The 14230-nt window shown below is 36.8% G+C and carries 15 protein-coding genes; 5 read left to right on the top strand and 10 right to left on the bottom strand.

The genetic code is table 11. From position 1 onward, the window contains the following. The first annotated feature begins 50 nt into the window (after nucleotides 1–50). The 3 genes from ACZ11_RS16075 (at nucleotide 51) to ACZ11_RS16070 (ending at nucleotide 2089) form a co-directional block, all read left to right on the top strand. Complete coding sequence (locus tag ACZ11_RS16075) at nucleotides 51–1466, top strand: LysM peptidoglycan-binding domain-containing protein (RefSeq protein ID WP_049667543.1); 1416 nt, start codon at nucleotides 51–53, stop codon at nucleotides 1464–1466. A gap of 245 nt (nucleotides 1467–1711) precedes the next feature. Further along, entirely contained in the window at nucleotides 1712–1885 is a 174-nt protein-coding gene (locus ACZ11_RS26670) for a hypothetical protein (protein ID WP_166672114.1), read from the top strand. 12 nt (nucleotides 1886–1897) lie between these two features. Then, nucleotides 1898–2089 (top strand): H-type small acid-soluble spore protein, encoded by a 192-nt coding sequence (locus ACZ11_RS16070; RefSeq protein ID WP_049667542.1) that lies wholly within the window; start codon nucleotides 1898–1900, stop codon nucleotides 2087–2089. Nucleotides 2090–2451: 362 nt separating this feature from the next. Here the strand turns inward: ACZ11_RS16070 and ACZ11_RS16065 are convergent, their stop codons facing one another. Both ACZ11_RS16065 and ACZ11_RS16060 read right to left on the bottom strand, forming a co-directional pair. After that, nucleotides 2452–4563, bottom strand: a complete 2112-nt coding sequence (locus ACZ11_RS16065; protein ID WP_049667777.1) for a bifunctional diguanylate cyclase/phosphodiesterase — start codon at nucleotides 4561–4563, stop codon at nucleotides 2452–2454. 248 nt (nucleotides 4564–4811) lie between these two features. Further along, nucleotides 4812–5345: a sigma-70 family RNA polymerase sigma factor gene (locus ACZ11_RS16060; RefSeq protein WP_236690889.1), complete on the bottom strand. Its 534-nt coding sequence runs from the start codon at nucleotides 5343–5345 to the stop codon at nucleotides 4812–4814. Nucleotides 5346–5797: 452 nt separating this feature from the next. Here ACZ11_RS16060 and sspI point away from each other — a divergent pair, with 452 nt between their 5' ends. Both sspI and ACZ11_RS16050 read left to right on the top strand, forming a co-directional pair. Beyond that, nucleotides 5798–6007: a small acid-soluble spore protein SspI gene (gene sspI / locus ACZ11_RS16055; RefSeq protein WP_049667541.1), complete on the top strand. Its 210-nt coding sequence runs from the start codon at nucleotides 5798–5800 to the stop codon at nucleotides 6005–6007. A 78-nt stretch (nucleotides 6008–6085) separates the two neighbouring features. Continuing rightward, on the top strand, nucleotides 6086–7465 hold the full coding sequence (locus ACZ11_RS16050; protein WP_049667540.1) for an FAD-binding oxidoreductase: 1380 nt from the start codon (nucleotides 6086–6088) through the stop codon (nucleotides 7463–7465). 58 nt (nucleotides 7466–7523) lie between these two features. Here the strand turns inward: ACZ11_RS16050 and ACZ11_RS16045 are convergent, their stop codons facing one another. The 8 genes from ACZ11_RS16045 to ACZ11_RS16010 form a co-directional block, all read right to left on the bottom strand. Continuing rightward, entirely contained in the window at nucleotides 7524–8036 is a 513-nt protein-coding gene (locus tag ACZ11_RS16045; protein WP_049667539.1) for a GNAT family N-acetyltransferase, read from the bottom strand. Nucleotides 8037–8051: 15 nt separating this feature from the next. Beyond that, entirely contained in the window at nucleotides 8052–8759 is a 708-nt protein-coding gene (locus ACZ11_RS16040) for an amino acid ABC transporter permease (RefSeq protein WP_049667538.1), read from the bottom strand. Between the two features lie 11 nt (nucleotides 8760–8770). Further along, nucleotides 8771–9475, bottom strand: a complete 705-nt coding sequence (locus ACZ11_RS16035) for an amino acid ABC transporter permease (protein WP_049667537.1) — start codon at nucleotides 9473–9475, stop codon at nucleotides 8771–8773. Nucleotides 9476–9501: 26 nt separating this feature from the next. Continuing rightward, complete coding sequence (locus tag ACZ11_RS16030; protein WP_049667536.1) at nucleotides 9502–10326, bottom strand: transporter substrate-binding domain-containing protein; 825 nt, start codon at nucleotides 10324–10326, stop codon at nucleotides 9502–9504. A gap of 15 nt (nucleotides 10327–10341) precedes the next feature. Continuing rightward, the gene (locus ACZ11_RS16025; protein WP_049667535.1) at nucleotides 10342–10614 is read right to left on the bottom strand and encodes a glutaredoxin family protein; all 273 of its coding nucleotides are present in this window, start codon (nucleotides 10612–10614) and stop codon (nucleotides 10342–10344) included. A gap of 13 nt (nucleotides 10615–10627) precedes the next feature. Beyond that, nucleotides 10628–11635: an LLM class flavin-dependent oxidoreductase gene (locus ACZ11_RS16020; protein WP_049667534.1), complete on the bottom strand. Its 1008-nt coding sequence runs from the start codon at nucleotides 11633–11635 to the stop codon at nucleotides 10628–10630. Nucleotides 11636–11681: 46 nt separating this feature from the next. Beyond that, a complete protein-coding gene (locus ACZ11_RS16015) occupies nucleotides 11682–13010 on the bottom strand; it encodes an LLM class flavin-dependent oxidoreductase (protein WP_049667533.1) in 1329 nt (442 codons plus the stop codon). Nucleotides 13011–13212: 202 nt separating this feature from the next. Beyond that, nucleotides 13213–14100, bottom strand: coding sequence for a LysR family transcriptional regulator (locus tag ACZ11_RS16010; protein ID WP_049667532.1), 888 nt, complete (start codon nucleotides 14098–14100; stop codon nucleotides 13213–13215). Between the last annotated feature and the right edge of the window lie 130 nt (nucleotides 14101–14230).

Below are 14230 nucleotides of genomic sequence, written 5' to 3'. Positions count from 1 at the left end.
TTATTCATACATATGATGCTATATATTGAAACCACTAAGGAGGTGTCCTAATGATTATTCATGTGGTGAGCGCTGGTGAAACAATTTGGCAAATTGCAAACAGCTATTCTGTACCTATCAATTCCATTATCCAATTAAACGCTTTATCAAATCCAGATCAATTAGTAATCGGACAATCACTCGTTATCCCTTCTCCTTACACAACTCATATTGTAAAAAGGGGTGATACCTTATGGTCGATCTCCCAACAGTATGGAGTGACTATGCAATCGATTATCACAGAAAATCATTTAACGAATCCAGATGTTTTAACACCTGGAACTAGACTAATTATTCCACCTACTACACATATTGTGCTACCAGGGGAGACTCTATCGCAAATTGCCACGCAATATGGAACGACTGTGCAAGCAATTGTTTTAGAAAATGAAATTCCAAATCCAAACATGATTTATGCTGGTACACATTTAATTATTCCGAGAGCAAAACCTTCCATTGAAGTAGTTGCTTATTCGTATCAAGAATCTAAAGAAGCTGTGCAGTCGATTAATGCAATCGGTCATCTACTAACTTATTTTAGCCCCTTTGCTTATATGGTGAAGGAGGATGGTACACTGCAGCCTATAAAGGACCAAGAAATGATTGATGCAGCTGTTGCCAAAAACATTACACCTATGCTGACACTTACGAATTTCTCTTCTACAGAAACCGGTTCCAACTTATCACATGTTATTTTATCTAGTGCAGAATTACGGGAGAAGGTTATCAACAATACTTTGCAAGTGATGCAGGAAAAGGGCTATAAAGTTCTAAACGTTGATTTTGAAAACGTTCTTCCAGCAGATCGAGAGAATTACAATACTTTCCTCCAATTAGCTGTTGATCGTCTTCACCCAAAAGGATACCTAGTATCAACGGCACTTGCGCCAAAAACAAGCGCAACACAGGCAGGTACTTTATATGAGGCACATGATTATGAAGCACACGGAAGAATTGCAGACTTTGTAATTTTAATGACATATGAATGGGGATACCGACTTGGTCCACCACAAGCCATTTCACCTATTAACGAGATGAGAAAAGTTGTGGAATATGCTTTATCGGTTATACCTGCTAACAAAATATTTTTAGGCTTTGAAATTTATGCTCGCGATTGGCTTCTACCGCATGTTAAAGGTCAAGAGGCAGAAACATTCAGCTCTCAAGAAGCCATTAACAGAGCTATAAAACATGGAGCAACCATTCAATATGATAGGACCGCACAGTCACCGTATTTCCGTTATGTTGATGAACAAGGTAAAAATCATGAGGTATGGTTTGAAGATGCTAGAAGTGCACAAGCTAAGTTTGACATGACGAAGGAATATAATCTTCGAGGTATTAGCTATTGGGCGTTAGGTTTTCCTTTCCCACAAAACTGGGCACTATTAAATAATGATTTTTCCATCAAAAAGGTTTCATTATAAACGTGGGTGATTTCTGGTAGACTAGGCACTTTCCAGTGGGTGTCTGAAGAACTACTTTGATCAAAAAGTTGTTGATTACGAAGGCGATATCTTAGCATAGTATGCGCATTTAAGGCTGATCTATTAACGCAAAAAGTTCTATATACAGTTCTACAATATATTCTTTCCTTTTCCTAGTTTTTCCCATGATAAAAAATCAATTCAAAGCCATATTAAGAAATATCAAAACGAAAGGAGAACTGAACATGGGAAGAGATAATAAGCAAGGACAAAGCGCTAACAAAGGATCATTGCCTCAAACGCCAAAAAACCAAAAAATAGCTCCAGACAAAGCTAGTGAAAAAGCTGTTGAAGAATTTTCTCAAGAGTTTATGAACATGATTAATTCTGTCACTAAAGAAGGCAAGACGAAAAAATAAGGAGGCCTTCAAGTGGATTATACACGTGCACAAGAAATTGTCGCCTCACCAAAAGAATATGAAGTAAGCTATAATGGCGTATCTATTTGGATTGACAAGCTTCATGATGATGGTAAAACAGCAACTGTCCATTTACGTCGTTCTTTAGAGGAACGATCCGAAGTGGACATAGGTGAATTAAAGGAAGATTACCTAGTACATTAGACTTTATCATCAAATAAAAAAACTGCTTACTCACTGAGGTGAAGTAAGCAGTTTTTTTACTTTTGAAAAGGACTTTTAATAACCCCAGAATATTGCCTAAGCGAAGATCCAGGAAATGACAGTAGTCCATAAAAACAAATTTTTATAATCACTAGCAAACTTTCTTAAAAACAAACCTAACGTCACAGTAATGGTTATTATTAAAAGCAAGCTTAAAATAAATTGAGCATTTGGAAAAGAATCCCTCATTGTAGAAAGAATCAATGTTTTTATAGATAAATATAAAAAGGATGTTAAAAATATTATATACCCTAATACCATTATTATTTTTTTCAATTTTTACACCTCTGATAAACCCAACTTTAAATTATGAAATCCTCTTCATATTTAAACTCGGTTAAAATATCTTTTGCTCGATTGTGTAACTCGTTAAAATTATTGAAAATCTGTTCAGCAGAGACTGGCTTACTAAATAAATACCCCTGGATATAATCACAATCACCGTTAATAAGGAAAGCAAGCTGCTCAACTTCTTCGATTCCTTCGGCAACAACCTTTAACTTCAAATGCTTCGCCATTGATAAAATCATAGAAACAAGCGCTTCATCATTTGAATTATGTTGTATATTTCTAACGAAAGCCCGGTCAATTTTTAAACAATCTATTGGAAAATCTTTTAAATACGAAAGCGACGAGTATCCTGTCCCAAAGTCATCAACAGCAATTTGGATACCAATTGCCTTTAACTCATGAAGTAGCTGTGTTATATGATCAATATTCATCGTCATACTTTCCGTAATTTCTAATTGTAAATATTGTGGTTCTAAATTTGTACGTTGTAAGATTTCTTGCACCATATACACCAAATCTTGCTGGAATAATTGCCCAATAGATAAATTGACAGCAACCTTCAATGGTGGCAAACCTTGCTCCTTCCATGTATTTGCTTGAGAGCAAGCCGTCTCTAAGATCCATTTCCCTAAAGGAATTATAAGACCAGATTCTTCAGCAATTGGGATAAACAACTCAGGTGAAACAAATCCACGGGTTGGATGACGCCAACGTACTAGCGCTTCTACCGATTCAATTTTGCCCGTTTTTAAATTTACTTGAGGCTGAAAATCCAAGTAAAATTCTTCATTGGCTAATGCTTTATGGAGTTCTTGCTCAATCAATATACGATCAGCACTGCCATTTGACATAAATGACTTATAAAAAAGAACTCTTTGAGGTATTTGACTTGCTTCTCTCATCGCTAACTGAGCATGCATTAAAAGCTCTTCACCTGAGCAATCTTCTTCATGCAGGGCGATGCCGATATTAAGATTTCCGTTGAGTGAAAATAGTTGTACTTGTAATGGTTTTTTCATAGCACTCTTCAAGTTTAAGCAAAATTGTAGCAACTCTTCTCTTGTTTTCACATGGTTAATATAAATAATGAACTGCCCCTCACGAAGCTTTGAAGCAAAATAATGAGGAGGTAATATAGCTTGAATTCTTTCAGCTATGAGCTTCATCATTGTATTAGAATAGCTAATACCTATAGATGAACCAATAGCAGCAAGGCGATCAATTTCGATTGCAATGATTGCTTTTTGACGACTATTGTCATGTAATTCCTCTTTTAAGGTTTTTAATAATAAATGTTCATTTGGAAGCTTAGTAATATCATCATGATAAGCTTGAAAATGAAGCTCCTGCTGCGAATGCTCAAGATCTCGTTTTATTTTTAATAGTTGCTGAAATGGTTTTTCAACAGTTGTATAATAAATTGCTTTTAAGAAAAAGTAGAACGCTAAAAATTGGTAAATCAATGCTAAAAAGCCCCAAATTGATTTCAAATCTTTAATGAACGCAAAGAAAATATCACTAATAATTAAATAAAGTGCTGCGGTTATAAGCCACATAACTCGTTTAGGCAACTTTTTTTTATACTTACTTAAGATCACTATCGTTACACCTTGTAAGACAGCAGACAATAAATGAACAATAGCGCTTGCTTTCAGCAACAATTGTTCTTCAAGAAAAAAATATTTTGAAGAGAGATACAATAGAAGAAGGCTCAGAAGTACAAATAATAAGGAACTGCTATATGTATAATTACGATCATTCATCGTTAAGCGTTTTTTTGGCTTTAAAATAATAAAGAGAAAACCGATCGCTAAGCATAAACGCATTATTAAATCCAACCATATTTCAAAATATAATGTTTCAGCCATTGGATATTGAGCGATAACCAAGTTCACTAATTCAAACAAAGCGATGATAAAAAATAAATTACCTATGTATAATGTTTGATTTGATAATAAGTGTGAAAAAACGAGCCAAGATTGAATAGCGATTGCCATTGTAAAAACAATAATTAGTACTTGTATAATCAAATTCAAACAAATGTAACTTTCTTCCTTAAATGAATCAAATACCTGATTACTTAAACCTAATAGTGGCAACACGAGCAATAGTGGCAATACTATATACCAAATCTCTATCTTTTCTATCTCTAGTTGTTTCAACCTATTCACCAACAATAACCCTCCATACTAATAAAAATATAAAATTAGATAGGTAATATGAACTATCAAAAGGGAAAATAAAATTAAAAATTGTATTTTTCTTTGACTTCTTACAAATCATAGCATTTTTATTGGAATTTGTATGCAAAAAGTATGCTAATATTCGTTTTGATATTAGCATACTTTTGATGCTTTTTCGTACTATTCGGCTAATATAACAACTTACGAAGCTTTATCATTATTCTTGTACGTCTTTTTTTAACAGCGTCCACAGATAAACCTAGTTCTTTAGCTATTTCCAAGTAGCTATAACCTTCTACATAGAAAAGTAGTAATATTTTTCTTTCTTCAAATTTCAAATGAGACATAATACATTCTAAAAGAACTGGGCTGCTTTCACTCATTTCATAATCTCGAATATAATTTATCGTGTCATTATCCATAGGTGTATGAGTATTTTCAAAACCTTTTTCTTTCAAAAGCTCTTTTAAAATTTCTCCTTTTACGGTTGTATAAATATAAGCAGAAAACTTCCCTTTTGATTGATCCGCTTTACGCCAAGCCTCCCACACGGCTATGGATGCTATATGACGATAATACTCAAAATCCTTATAAATGTGGCACCTTAACAAAATCGACGTTATCATCGGCTGGACTAATTCTAATACTTCATTAAATGGTTGTTCAGGCGATAACTGATTATTATGCTGTGTTGTCATCTTATTGTCCTGTCGACTATGCACAGTCCATTATTCCTAGGTACCTTTATCTTAGTTACTATACTAGGAGGATGTCGAACAGCTCTTTTGTCAATACGATTAGAAAGTCTTTATAAATCTTTTTTAATATTTATACATAATAACAGTATGATATTTCAAAAATCATATGTTTAACTTCCTTCAGCATTCATCTCCTACCTCTATAAGTGGTGAGATGAATGCTGGCTAAGTTACTTTTCAGCGTGTGTTGAAAGAAGTTAAAGCCTCCGGCGGATGTCACGGAATCTGAAAGAGCTCATAAAGGATGTTAGCCTAAAACCATCGCATCCATGCGATAACGGCTAACTGACCTGCATCTTGCAGGCCTAAGCACAAAGCCGATTCCGGACGCAATTATGCCGAGGCATAATTGATTTGTCTATCTATACATATTTCTTAAAAGGTTGGACAAAATTACTACTAAGGAGGCGAAATAGATGAATTTTCAAATAAGAGATGCGATTACGACAAACGTGCATGGCCAATCAGCGGCCGAATTTAAGGATATTGTCGAAGATGCAATTAGTCGTGGTGAAGAGCATTTACTTCCAGGGCTTGGTGTATTTTTTGAAAAATGGTGGCAGCAATCTAGTCCTGATGAGCAGGATGCATTTGTTCAAAAACTTGAAAAAGTCTTTGCTCACTAAGTTTTTATAGACAGTTCATTCCATTTCTAATAAATGCGTGATAAAGTTTAATTTATCAGAAAATTAGGAGGGATTGGAATGACTGTTGCTGTAGAATTAATAGTAAATCAACTAAAAAAGGTTTTATCTGAAGAACAGGTGTCAACAAACGAAACGGTGCGACAGCTACATGGAAAGGACGAATCTCATCATACAATGAGCTTACCAGATATCGTTGTCTTCCCTCGTTCCACGGGCGATGTAAGTGCCATCTTGAAAATTGCGCATGCGGAACGTGTACCAGTCGTACCTTTTGGTGTTGGCTCAAGCTTGGAAGGAAATGCAATTCCCATTGCAAATGGCATTTCTATCGATTTCTCTGAAATGAATGCTATTTTAGAAATTCGACCAGATGACCTGCTTGTGAAAGTACAACCGGGTGTAACACGTGCCCAATTGAATAAAGAATTAAAAAAACATGGACTTCAATTCACAGTTGACCCTGGTGCTGATGCTACACTCGGTGGAATGGCGGCAACTAATGCCAGCGGGACAACAGCAGTACGCTATGGTGTTATGCGCGATCAAGTACGAGATTTAGAGGTTGTACTCGCAGACGGTTCAGTCATTCATACCGGTAGCTTAGCAGCAAAATCTTCTTCTGGATATCACTTGAATGGCCTTTTCATTGGCTCTGAGGGTACGCTAGGTTGCTTTACAGAATTAACTTTACAAGTCTATGGTATACCCGAATTTGTAACGGCGGGACGTGCAGTTTTTACGACAGTTGGCGATGCTGTCAGTGCAGTAACCGCATTGTTGCAAGCGGGCATTTCAATTGGCCGTGTTGAACTGGTCGATGAAGCCTCTATCAAACAAGCAAATATTTATAATGAAACATCCTATGACGAAAAACCAACACTATTTTTAGAATTTCACGGAAATGAAGCAGGTATGCATGCCGATATAGAATTTGCTAAAGAAATTTTTGACGACTTTGGCTGTCTTTCTGTTGAATTTGAACATGACAATGCTGCACGTAATAAGCTCTGGGAGTCACGCCATTCATTGGCCTATGCATATATCCATGCTTATCCAGGGAAAAAGCTTATGTCGACTGATGTTTGTGTGCCTATTTCTATGCTTGCTGAATCCGTTTTATATGCTCGTGAACAGCTTGAGGATGTTGGTCTAGCAGGTGGAATAGTAGGTCATGTTGGAGACGGTAACTTTCATGCCTTGTTAATGTTAGATCCAAACGATGCCGAGGAGCAAGCAAAAGCCAACCGCTTCAATGAACATATTGTGCACTTTGCTTTACTGCGTGGTGGCACTTGTACAGGTGAACATGGTGTTGGTATTGGAAAAATGAAATATCAGTCCACAGAGCACGGTACATCTCTATCAGTGATGAAGAGCATAAAGGCAGCACTTGATCCACATAATATTATGAATCCAGGGAAAATTTTCAACATGTAATTCATTATTCTCTCAAACATATAAAACCCGTTGATGTCAAAATCAACGGGTTCATTTTTTACAGTTCATAGCGGAAGCTTTTTACTAGCTTCTGTCCTTTATAAAATTCCTTTGATTCATCTCGTACGAAGCCTAGTGATAAGTAAAGGTTAATAGCAGCCTGCATTATATCACCTGAGTGCAAATATAATGCTCGATCCTGACGATTACGAGCAAAGGCAAAGCTTTCATGCAATAATTTTTTAGCAACACCTAGCCCTCTTCCCTTAGGATGCACGCCAAGTAAGCGCACAATGGTAGATTGTATGTTAAGCTCTGGTAAACCATATGCTTTTTCAGAATCTGTAAATAATTGCAGTCCCCCTAAAATCTCATCGCCACGCTTTGCCACTAAAATTGTCTCTGCATTAGGATTACCAACAGATGCCCGAATATCACTTAAGTATGAAGCCCAGTCCTCTGGATTTTCATATTCTTTTTCATACTGTGCATAACTTTCTACTAGAACCTCTAAATAACTTGCATAGTCTTCCTCTTTCAAATGTTCAATCACTATTTCAGCTACTGTCATCGTTTGATCCCCTTTCTAAATGCCGCCCCTACTGTAGGCAGTTACTCTTTTTTCAATACGATGTGCCAGCCATTCGACAATAGCTGAAACACTCCAATAAATTAACCCGACAGCGATAAATGCCTCCAGAAACTTTAAATTAATAGAAGCAACGATATTTGCAACTCCTGTTAACTCCTTAACTGAAAGGAAAAAAGCTAGTGACGTAGCATGTAAGAACCCAATAATAACATTTGTGAAGTTAGGTATAGATTTACTAAATGCTTGGGGTAATATATAACGTCGCATCGCCTGTGAAAATGTTAAACCGACTGCATAAGCTGCCTCTAGCTGTCCCTTAGGTACACTTAAAATACCGGACCGAATTATTTCAGAGGCGTATGCTCCTGCACTTAGCGTCAAAGCCAAAATAACAAAAAATAAAATAGGGATAGAGCTTGATTGATACTCTATCTTTAGAGCTTTCGCAATGACATCAACCACAATTGGTATTCCAAAATAAACAAGCATAATGTGCATAATGATTGGTGTGCCTCTAAAAAAAGATACGTAAAAATTCAACAATGGTGCGAGAATTTTTGTTTGTTGTATCCGAACAAAAGCAACTATTATACCGATTACAATGCCCAATAAGACAGGCGTAACTGTCATGAACAAAGTTAACGGCAATACTTTACTAATTTCTATTAAAGCTTCAAAAATAAAAGCGTAATCTATTGTCATAGTATTTCCCCCTAGCTAGATGCCGCTTCCTTCGGCATATATCGATTAAGATACCGTTCATTTCGCTTTAATACCTTTTCTAACAGCATAACAATGACATAATAAACGATGGACAGCGCCAAATATATTTCCAGCGCCCTAGTCGTTGAAGCAATAAGTGTTTCTCCACGACCCACCATATCCATGACACCAATTGAAAATGCTAAAGAAGTATCCTTTAATGAACTAATCATCGTATTTGTCATATTGGGAAAGGCAACACGAATCGCCTGAGGGAGCACAATACGTAAAAAGGCCTGTATTCCACTTAATCCAACTGAATAAGCTGCCTCCATTTGTCCACGATCAACTGTTAAAATAGCTGCTCTAAAAATCTCAGCAAACGATGCAGCATTGCTCAACGTATAAGTAATAATCACAAAATACATAGCATCCATTCTTGTTACATCAATATTCACAAGCTTTAATAACGCTGGTATACCATAAAACACTAAAAACAATTGTACTAAAATCGGCGTACCTCGAATAAACGAAATATAAATCGTAATAATTTGCTTCAGAACTGGTATGTGTAGCAGCTTTGGTATAGCAATCACTATACCAAGCAGCATGCCAAAAAAAGTAGCAAATACTAAAATTTCAAGTGTTACTGGTAAATACTGAAGCAATATTGGAAGTACTTTTGCAATTAGTGTGAAGTCAAGGTCATTAGCCATACTTCCTTCTCCCTCTCCTATTTCGTTTAGAAGTCTACCGAATAATCGTCACCTAGCCATTTCTTACTTAACTTACTAATGACGCCTTCTGCCTTTAATTCTCGAATAGCATCATCAAGGCGCTCCTGTAGGACAACCTCGTCTTTATTTAATAAGAAGTAAACTTTTGAATTTAATAAAGCATCTCCTACTACCTTTTCCTGTGCTTCATTGCTTTCGTTATAGTACTTTACTGCAAATGGTGTTGTAATGATTGCATCGATTCGACCAGTCGCTAGTTGATTGTGAACATCAACCGAGCCGGACGAATAGACAATATTAGCACCTAAATTATGTTCCTTATTGTATTTCTCTATAAAAACAGCAGAGTTACTAGTTGGTGAAACACTAACGTTTTTCCCCTTCAAATCATCAATGGATTGAATAGAATTATTTTTTGCATTGACTGTTACTTTTAATGGGAATACATTATAAGGCTCTTTATTAAATAGGAATTTTTCCTCTCGTTCACTATTGACTTCCATTTGATGGGCAACAAAGTCAATCTTCCTTGTCTCTAGACTTAGTAATAAATTAGAAAATTCCATCGTTTTAAATTCAAACTCATATTCTGGTAGCTTCTCATCAATAGCGCGAACAAGCTCCACATCATAACCTGTTAAATTCCCCTTGTCATCAATGAAGCAGATATTTGGAAATTGAGTGCCGGTACCAACAATAATTTTTTGAACTTCCTTTCCACCTTGTGCTGCATTATTTTCACTAGTATCCCCTTCGGACTTTTCAGAACTTGTACATGCTGTTAAAAGTAAAGCTAGCAACAGTAGTAAATAAAATGATAATTTTTTCATAGAATCCCTCTCTTCTTATGCATGCGACGGTATATCGGCAGCAAGTGCTGCTTTTAAATACTCCAGCCCAATCTCTGTTACTGCTTTAAAGACACCATTTGATCCAATTTCGACAACCGGAACATAACGGACACCATACTTTGTTTCAAGGATGTCACGGAATGCGTCATTATGTGTTACATCTACTGTTTTGTAAGAAATGCTTTGTTGTTGTAAATATGTTTTCACTTCATCACAATAACTACAGCCTTGCTTTGACCAAACAATTACATCTATATTTTTTGCCATGTTCATTTCCTCCTTAGCTTACCGCTTCCTTTTGCTGTAAATAGACTGGACTTAATAGCTCAAATGACCGCTCCCGCTCAAATTCCTTCAACACAGGTGTATGCAAGATAAACTCATCAATTTGATAGCGCACATGATAGTCATCTAATATCGTTTTAATATCATCCGGGGTACCATATAAAATATCTGCATCATATTGCTTCACCGTAAATGACTCTCCAGATTCCTGACCAAATTTCTCTGCTAGCTCTACCGATTGTAAAGTTAGGCTTTTGCCACTCGCTAAATGTACCTTCGTAATTTTTTGATCACCAATAAGCTCTTTCGCCTCCTCTTTGGTAGGGGCTGCAATGGCTGCGATGGAAACGGCAAAATGACCGTTTGGATGATGCTTGCGATAAGCTGTAGCTGCCTGAGCTAATACATCATTATCACTATTTATAAATCGCGCAAAGACAAACGCAATGCCTAGTGTGCCTGCAAGAGCGGCACTTTGTGGACTAGCCCCAAGTAAAAATAATGCTGGCTTTACCTTTGGAATCGGTGTTGCCTGTACCCCAAATAACTCGTGCTCTGCTGGTACTGTTTGCTCAATTAATTGCTGTAAAAATGTTAATCTTTCCTCAAAATCTTCGCCTTTATTGAGCGTGCCATATTGTAAGGCCTTCGTAGAGAGAGGTAAACCGCCCGGTGCTTTCCCTATGCCTAAATCAACTCGCCCTGGCTCCAACGATGCGAGAACATGAAAATTTTCTGCTACTTTGTATGGGCTATAGTGCTGTAGCATCACTCCACCCGACCCAATATTAATAGACTTTGTTTTAGCAAGGAGATAAGATACTAATACCTCTGGAGATGACCCCGCTAATGTATCTGTATTGTGGTGCTCTGACACCCAAAAACGTGAGTAGCCCAATTGCTCTGCTTTTTGTGCTAGAGCCACTGTTTTTTGTAAGGTCTGCTCGTTTGTAGCATCCTCAATAATAGGGCTTTGATCTAATATGCCTAATGAATAGCTCATATTTTGCCTCCTTAATTATATTTATTCATATACATTTACTTGGTTTTTAGACAGACTGTTTGACGTAACGGCTTTCTTTAAATGGTAAGCCTAAGTTACCACGTAATGTGTCTGCCTCATATTCTTCACGGTATAGCCCTCTTGCTTGTAAAATCGGCACAACCTTATCTACAAAATCCTCAAGTGCTCCAGGTACAGTAACGCCTATAATAAAGCCATCAGCCGCCTCTTGCTCAAACCATTCCTGCACGAGATCAGCAACATGCTCTGCTGTACCAAAGAATGCTGTTTTTGGGGTTGCTTCACGTAAAGCAACTTGTCGCAATGTTAGCCCTTCTTGTTTGGCATATTTTTTAATATAATCAGTTGTACTTCTAAAGCTGTTCGCTCCAATATCACCAAGCTCTGGGAACAATGCATCTACATCATATTGTGTAAAATCATGATGATCAAAATATCGACCAAGATAAGCAAGTGCACGCTCTATCGAAACAAGCTCAACGATCTCCTGATACTTTGCTTCCGCTTCCTCAAGCGTATCGCCAATAATCGGAGAGATTCCTGGAAAAATTTTAACTTCCTCTGGATTGCGTCCAAATGCTGCAACCTCAGTCTTTACCCTTTTATAAAATTTCTGTGATTCTTCTAACGACGCACCATGTGTAAAAATTGCATCCGCATCCTTTGCCGCCAACCGAATACCTGCATCTGAAGAACCCGCTTGGAAAATAACAGGCTGCCCCTGCTTAGAACGTGCAATATTTAACGGACCTTTAACTGAAAAATAGTCGCCCTTATGATTTAATGTGTGCAGCTTATCAGGATCGAAAAATACATCATGTTCTACATCTGCAATGAAAGCATCATCTTCCCATGAATCCCACAAGCCCTTTGCCACTTCCAAATATTCCTCAGCAATTTGATAGCGCTCTGCGTGGTTAGGATGCTGCTCAATTGTTTTATTGTAGTTCAAGGCAGTGCTTTCTAATGGTGTCGTAACAACATTCCACCCTGCACGGCCTCCGCTAATATGATCCAAAGAGGCGAATTGGCGTGCAACTGTAAATGGTTCGCTATAGGAGGTTGATACAGTACCCACTAACCCGATGTTTTTAGTTGCTACCGCTAACGCCGAAAGAATTGTTATTGGCTCGAAACGATTTAAAAAATGCGGAATAGATTTTTCATTGATGAACAAACCATCTGCAATAAAAGCAACATCAAATTTCCCCTGCTCTGCCTTTTGTGCCTGCTGAATATAAAACGGCAAGTTTACACTTTGATTACTAGCCACCTTAGGATGACGCCAGCCTGAAATATTACCACCTACACCATGAATAATAGCCCCGAATCGAATTTTGTCCTGTCTCACCATATTTGTTCCTCCTCAATCTTTATTTTTACTAAACATAGTGGTTAAGTATGTTTTATGGTTAAAAAAATATTTTATTTATCGTTGGTTGCTCATAAATAAAATAGGATTGAGGAAGATAATACAGTTCATTTATTCCATTTGCAATAGGCTACATAATAGAAAAAAATTTACTGTCTTATAAAATATTTTATCAATTCGAATTTTATTGAATGCTTTCATATTGCATTGCAGTTTCTAATATTGTGTTCCAAAAGGCTGGCGCCAGTGTCTCTTTATTTTTATACGTTAAAAAAATGTGTTGATTCATATCAAGTAAATGCTTAACATCAACCTCAACAAACTCCCCACTTTCAAGTTCCTTTTTTACACAGAGATGTGGTAAGAAGCTCATATACTCTTTCGTACGAATAAATTCTTTCGCTACTTCTAAATGATCCGTTCGCACCTCAATATTTGCTGATACACCCTCTACCTCAAACATTTTATGCACATAATTCCAATCAAAAGCCCCACATTCAAAAAACACGATTTTCTGTTTTGCCAGTTCCTTTGCTTTCATTAGATTTTGTTGTATAAAGGAATGCTCGCGATGCATCACAAGTTTAACAGCATTACTTAGCAATAGCTCATTGCAAATTCCTTCTCTATGCACGTATTGAATAAGACCAAGATGGATTTGATGACTTTCTAGTTTCTCTAAAATTATTGATGTTGAACCTGTGATAATCTGAAAACGTAAATGTGGAAAGTCTTTCTTCCATTTGGGCAAAGCGTAAGCTAAAAAATATTGCGCTGTGACTCCATTTGTACCAATGCACACCTCATCAGATTCCTGTGTTTCTTCTAATTGTTTCTTCCCTTGTTGAAAGGTTTGCACAATCTGTGTTGCAAACGGTACAAAGTCCTTGCCTTTATCAGATAATATTACACTTCGTCCATCGCGATAAAATAGCTCTACATTTAACTCTCGCTCCAATGATTTAATACGCGCCGTCACAGTTGGTTGAGATAAAAACAAAGCATTTGCGGCCTTATGAATACTTTTATAATGCACTACATATAAAAACGCTTCAATATGGTCAATGTTCATCTGAAGCCCTCCTCAAATTACTTATTTATCCTATTATATAGATAATCGTTTTAATTCTCTATAAAAGATTGGAAAACTAGGAATTATATTTTCAACAAGAAAAAAAGTAACCTAGCGTCTCCCAGGTTAC

The organism is Lysinibacillus xylanilyticus, assembly GCF_001183605.1.
Taxonomy (GTDB): domain Bacteria; phylum Bacillota; class Bacilli; order Bacillales_A; family Planococcaceae; genus Lysinibacillus; species Lysinibacillus xylanilyticus.
Note: the sequence above shows the minus strand (reverse complement) of the source record. Positions and strands in the feature narration are given on the sequence as shown.

Excerpts from the sequence above, each read along its gene's own strand:
- ACZ11_RS16020 (WP_049667534.1), bottom strand. The coding sequence starts at position 11,635 with ATGAGCTATTCATTAGGCATATTAGATCAAAGCCCTATTATTGAGGAT.
- ACZ11_RS16075 (WP_049667543.1), top strand. The coding sequence starts at position 51 with ATGATTATTCATGTGGTGAGCGCTGGTGAAACAATTTGGCAAATTGCA.
- ACZ11_RS16015 (WP_049667533.1), bottom strand. The coding sequence starts at position 13,010 with ATGGTGAGACAGGACAAAATTCGATTCGGGGCTATTATTCATGGTGTA.
- ACZ11_RS16040 (WP_049667538.1), bottom strand. The coding sequence starts at position 8,759 with ATGACAATAGATTACGCTTTTATTTTTGAAGCTTTAATAGAAATTAGT.
- ACZ11_RS16050 (WP_049667540.1), top strand. The coding sequence starts at position 6,086 with ATGACTGTTGCTGTAGAATTAATAGTAAATCAACTAAAAAAGGTTTTA.
- ACZ11_RS16035 (WP_049667537.1), bottom strand. The coding sequence starts at position 9,475 with ATGGCTAATGACCTTGACTTCACACTAATTGCAAAAGTACTTCCAATA.
- ACZ11_RS26670 (WP_166672114.1), top strand. The coding sequence starts at position 1,712 with ATGGGAAGAGATAATAAGCAAGGACAAAGCGCTAACAAAGGATCATTG.
- ACZ11_RS16045 (WP_049667539.1), bottom strand. The coding sequence starts at position 8,036 with ATGACAGTAGCTGAAATAGTGATTGAACATTTGAAAGAGGAAGACTAT.
- ACZ11_RS16025 (WP_049667535.1), bottom strand. The coding sequence starts at position 10,614 with ATGGCAAAAAATATAGATGTAATTGTTTGGTCAAAGCAAGGCTGTAGT.
- sspI (WP_049667541.1), top strand. The coding sequence starts at position 5,798 with ATGAATTTTCAAATAAGAGATGCGATTACGACAAACGTGCATGGCCAA.
- ACZ11_RS16030 (WP_049667536.1), bottom strand. The coding sequence starts at position 10,326 with ATGAAAAAATTATCATTTTATTTACTACTGTTGCTAGCTTTACTTTTA.
- ACZ11_RS16010 (WP_049667532.1), bottom strand. The coding sequence starts at position 14,100 with ATGAACATTGACCATATTGAAGCGTTTTTATATGTAGTGCATTATAAA.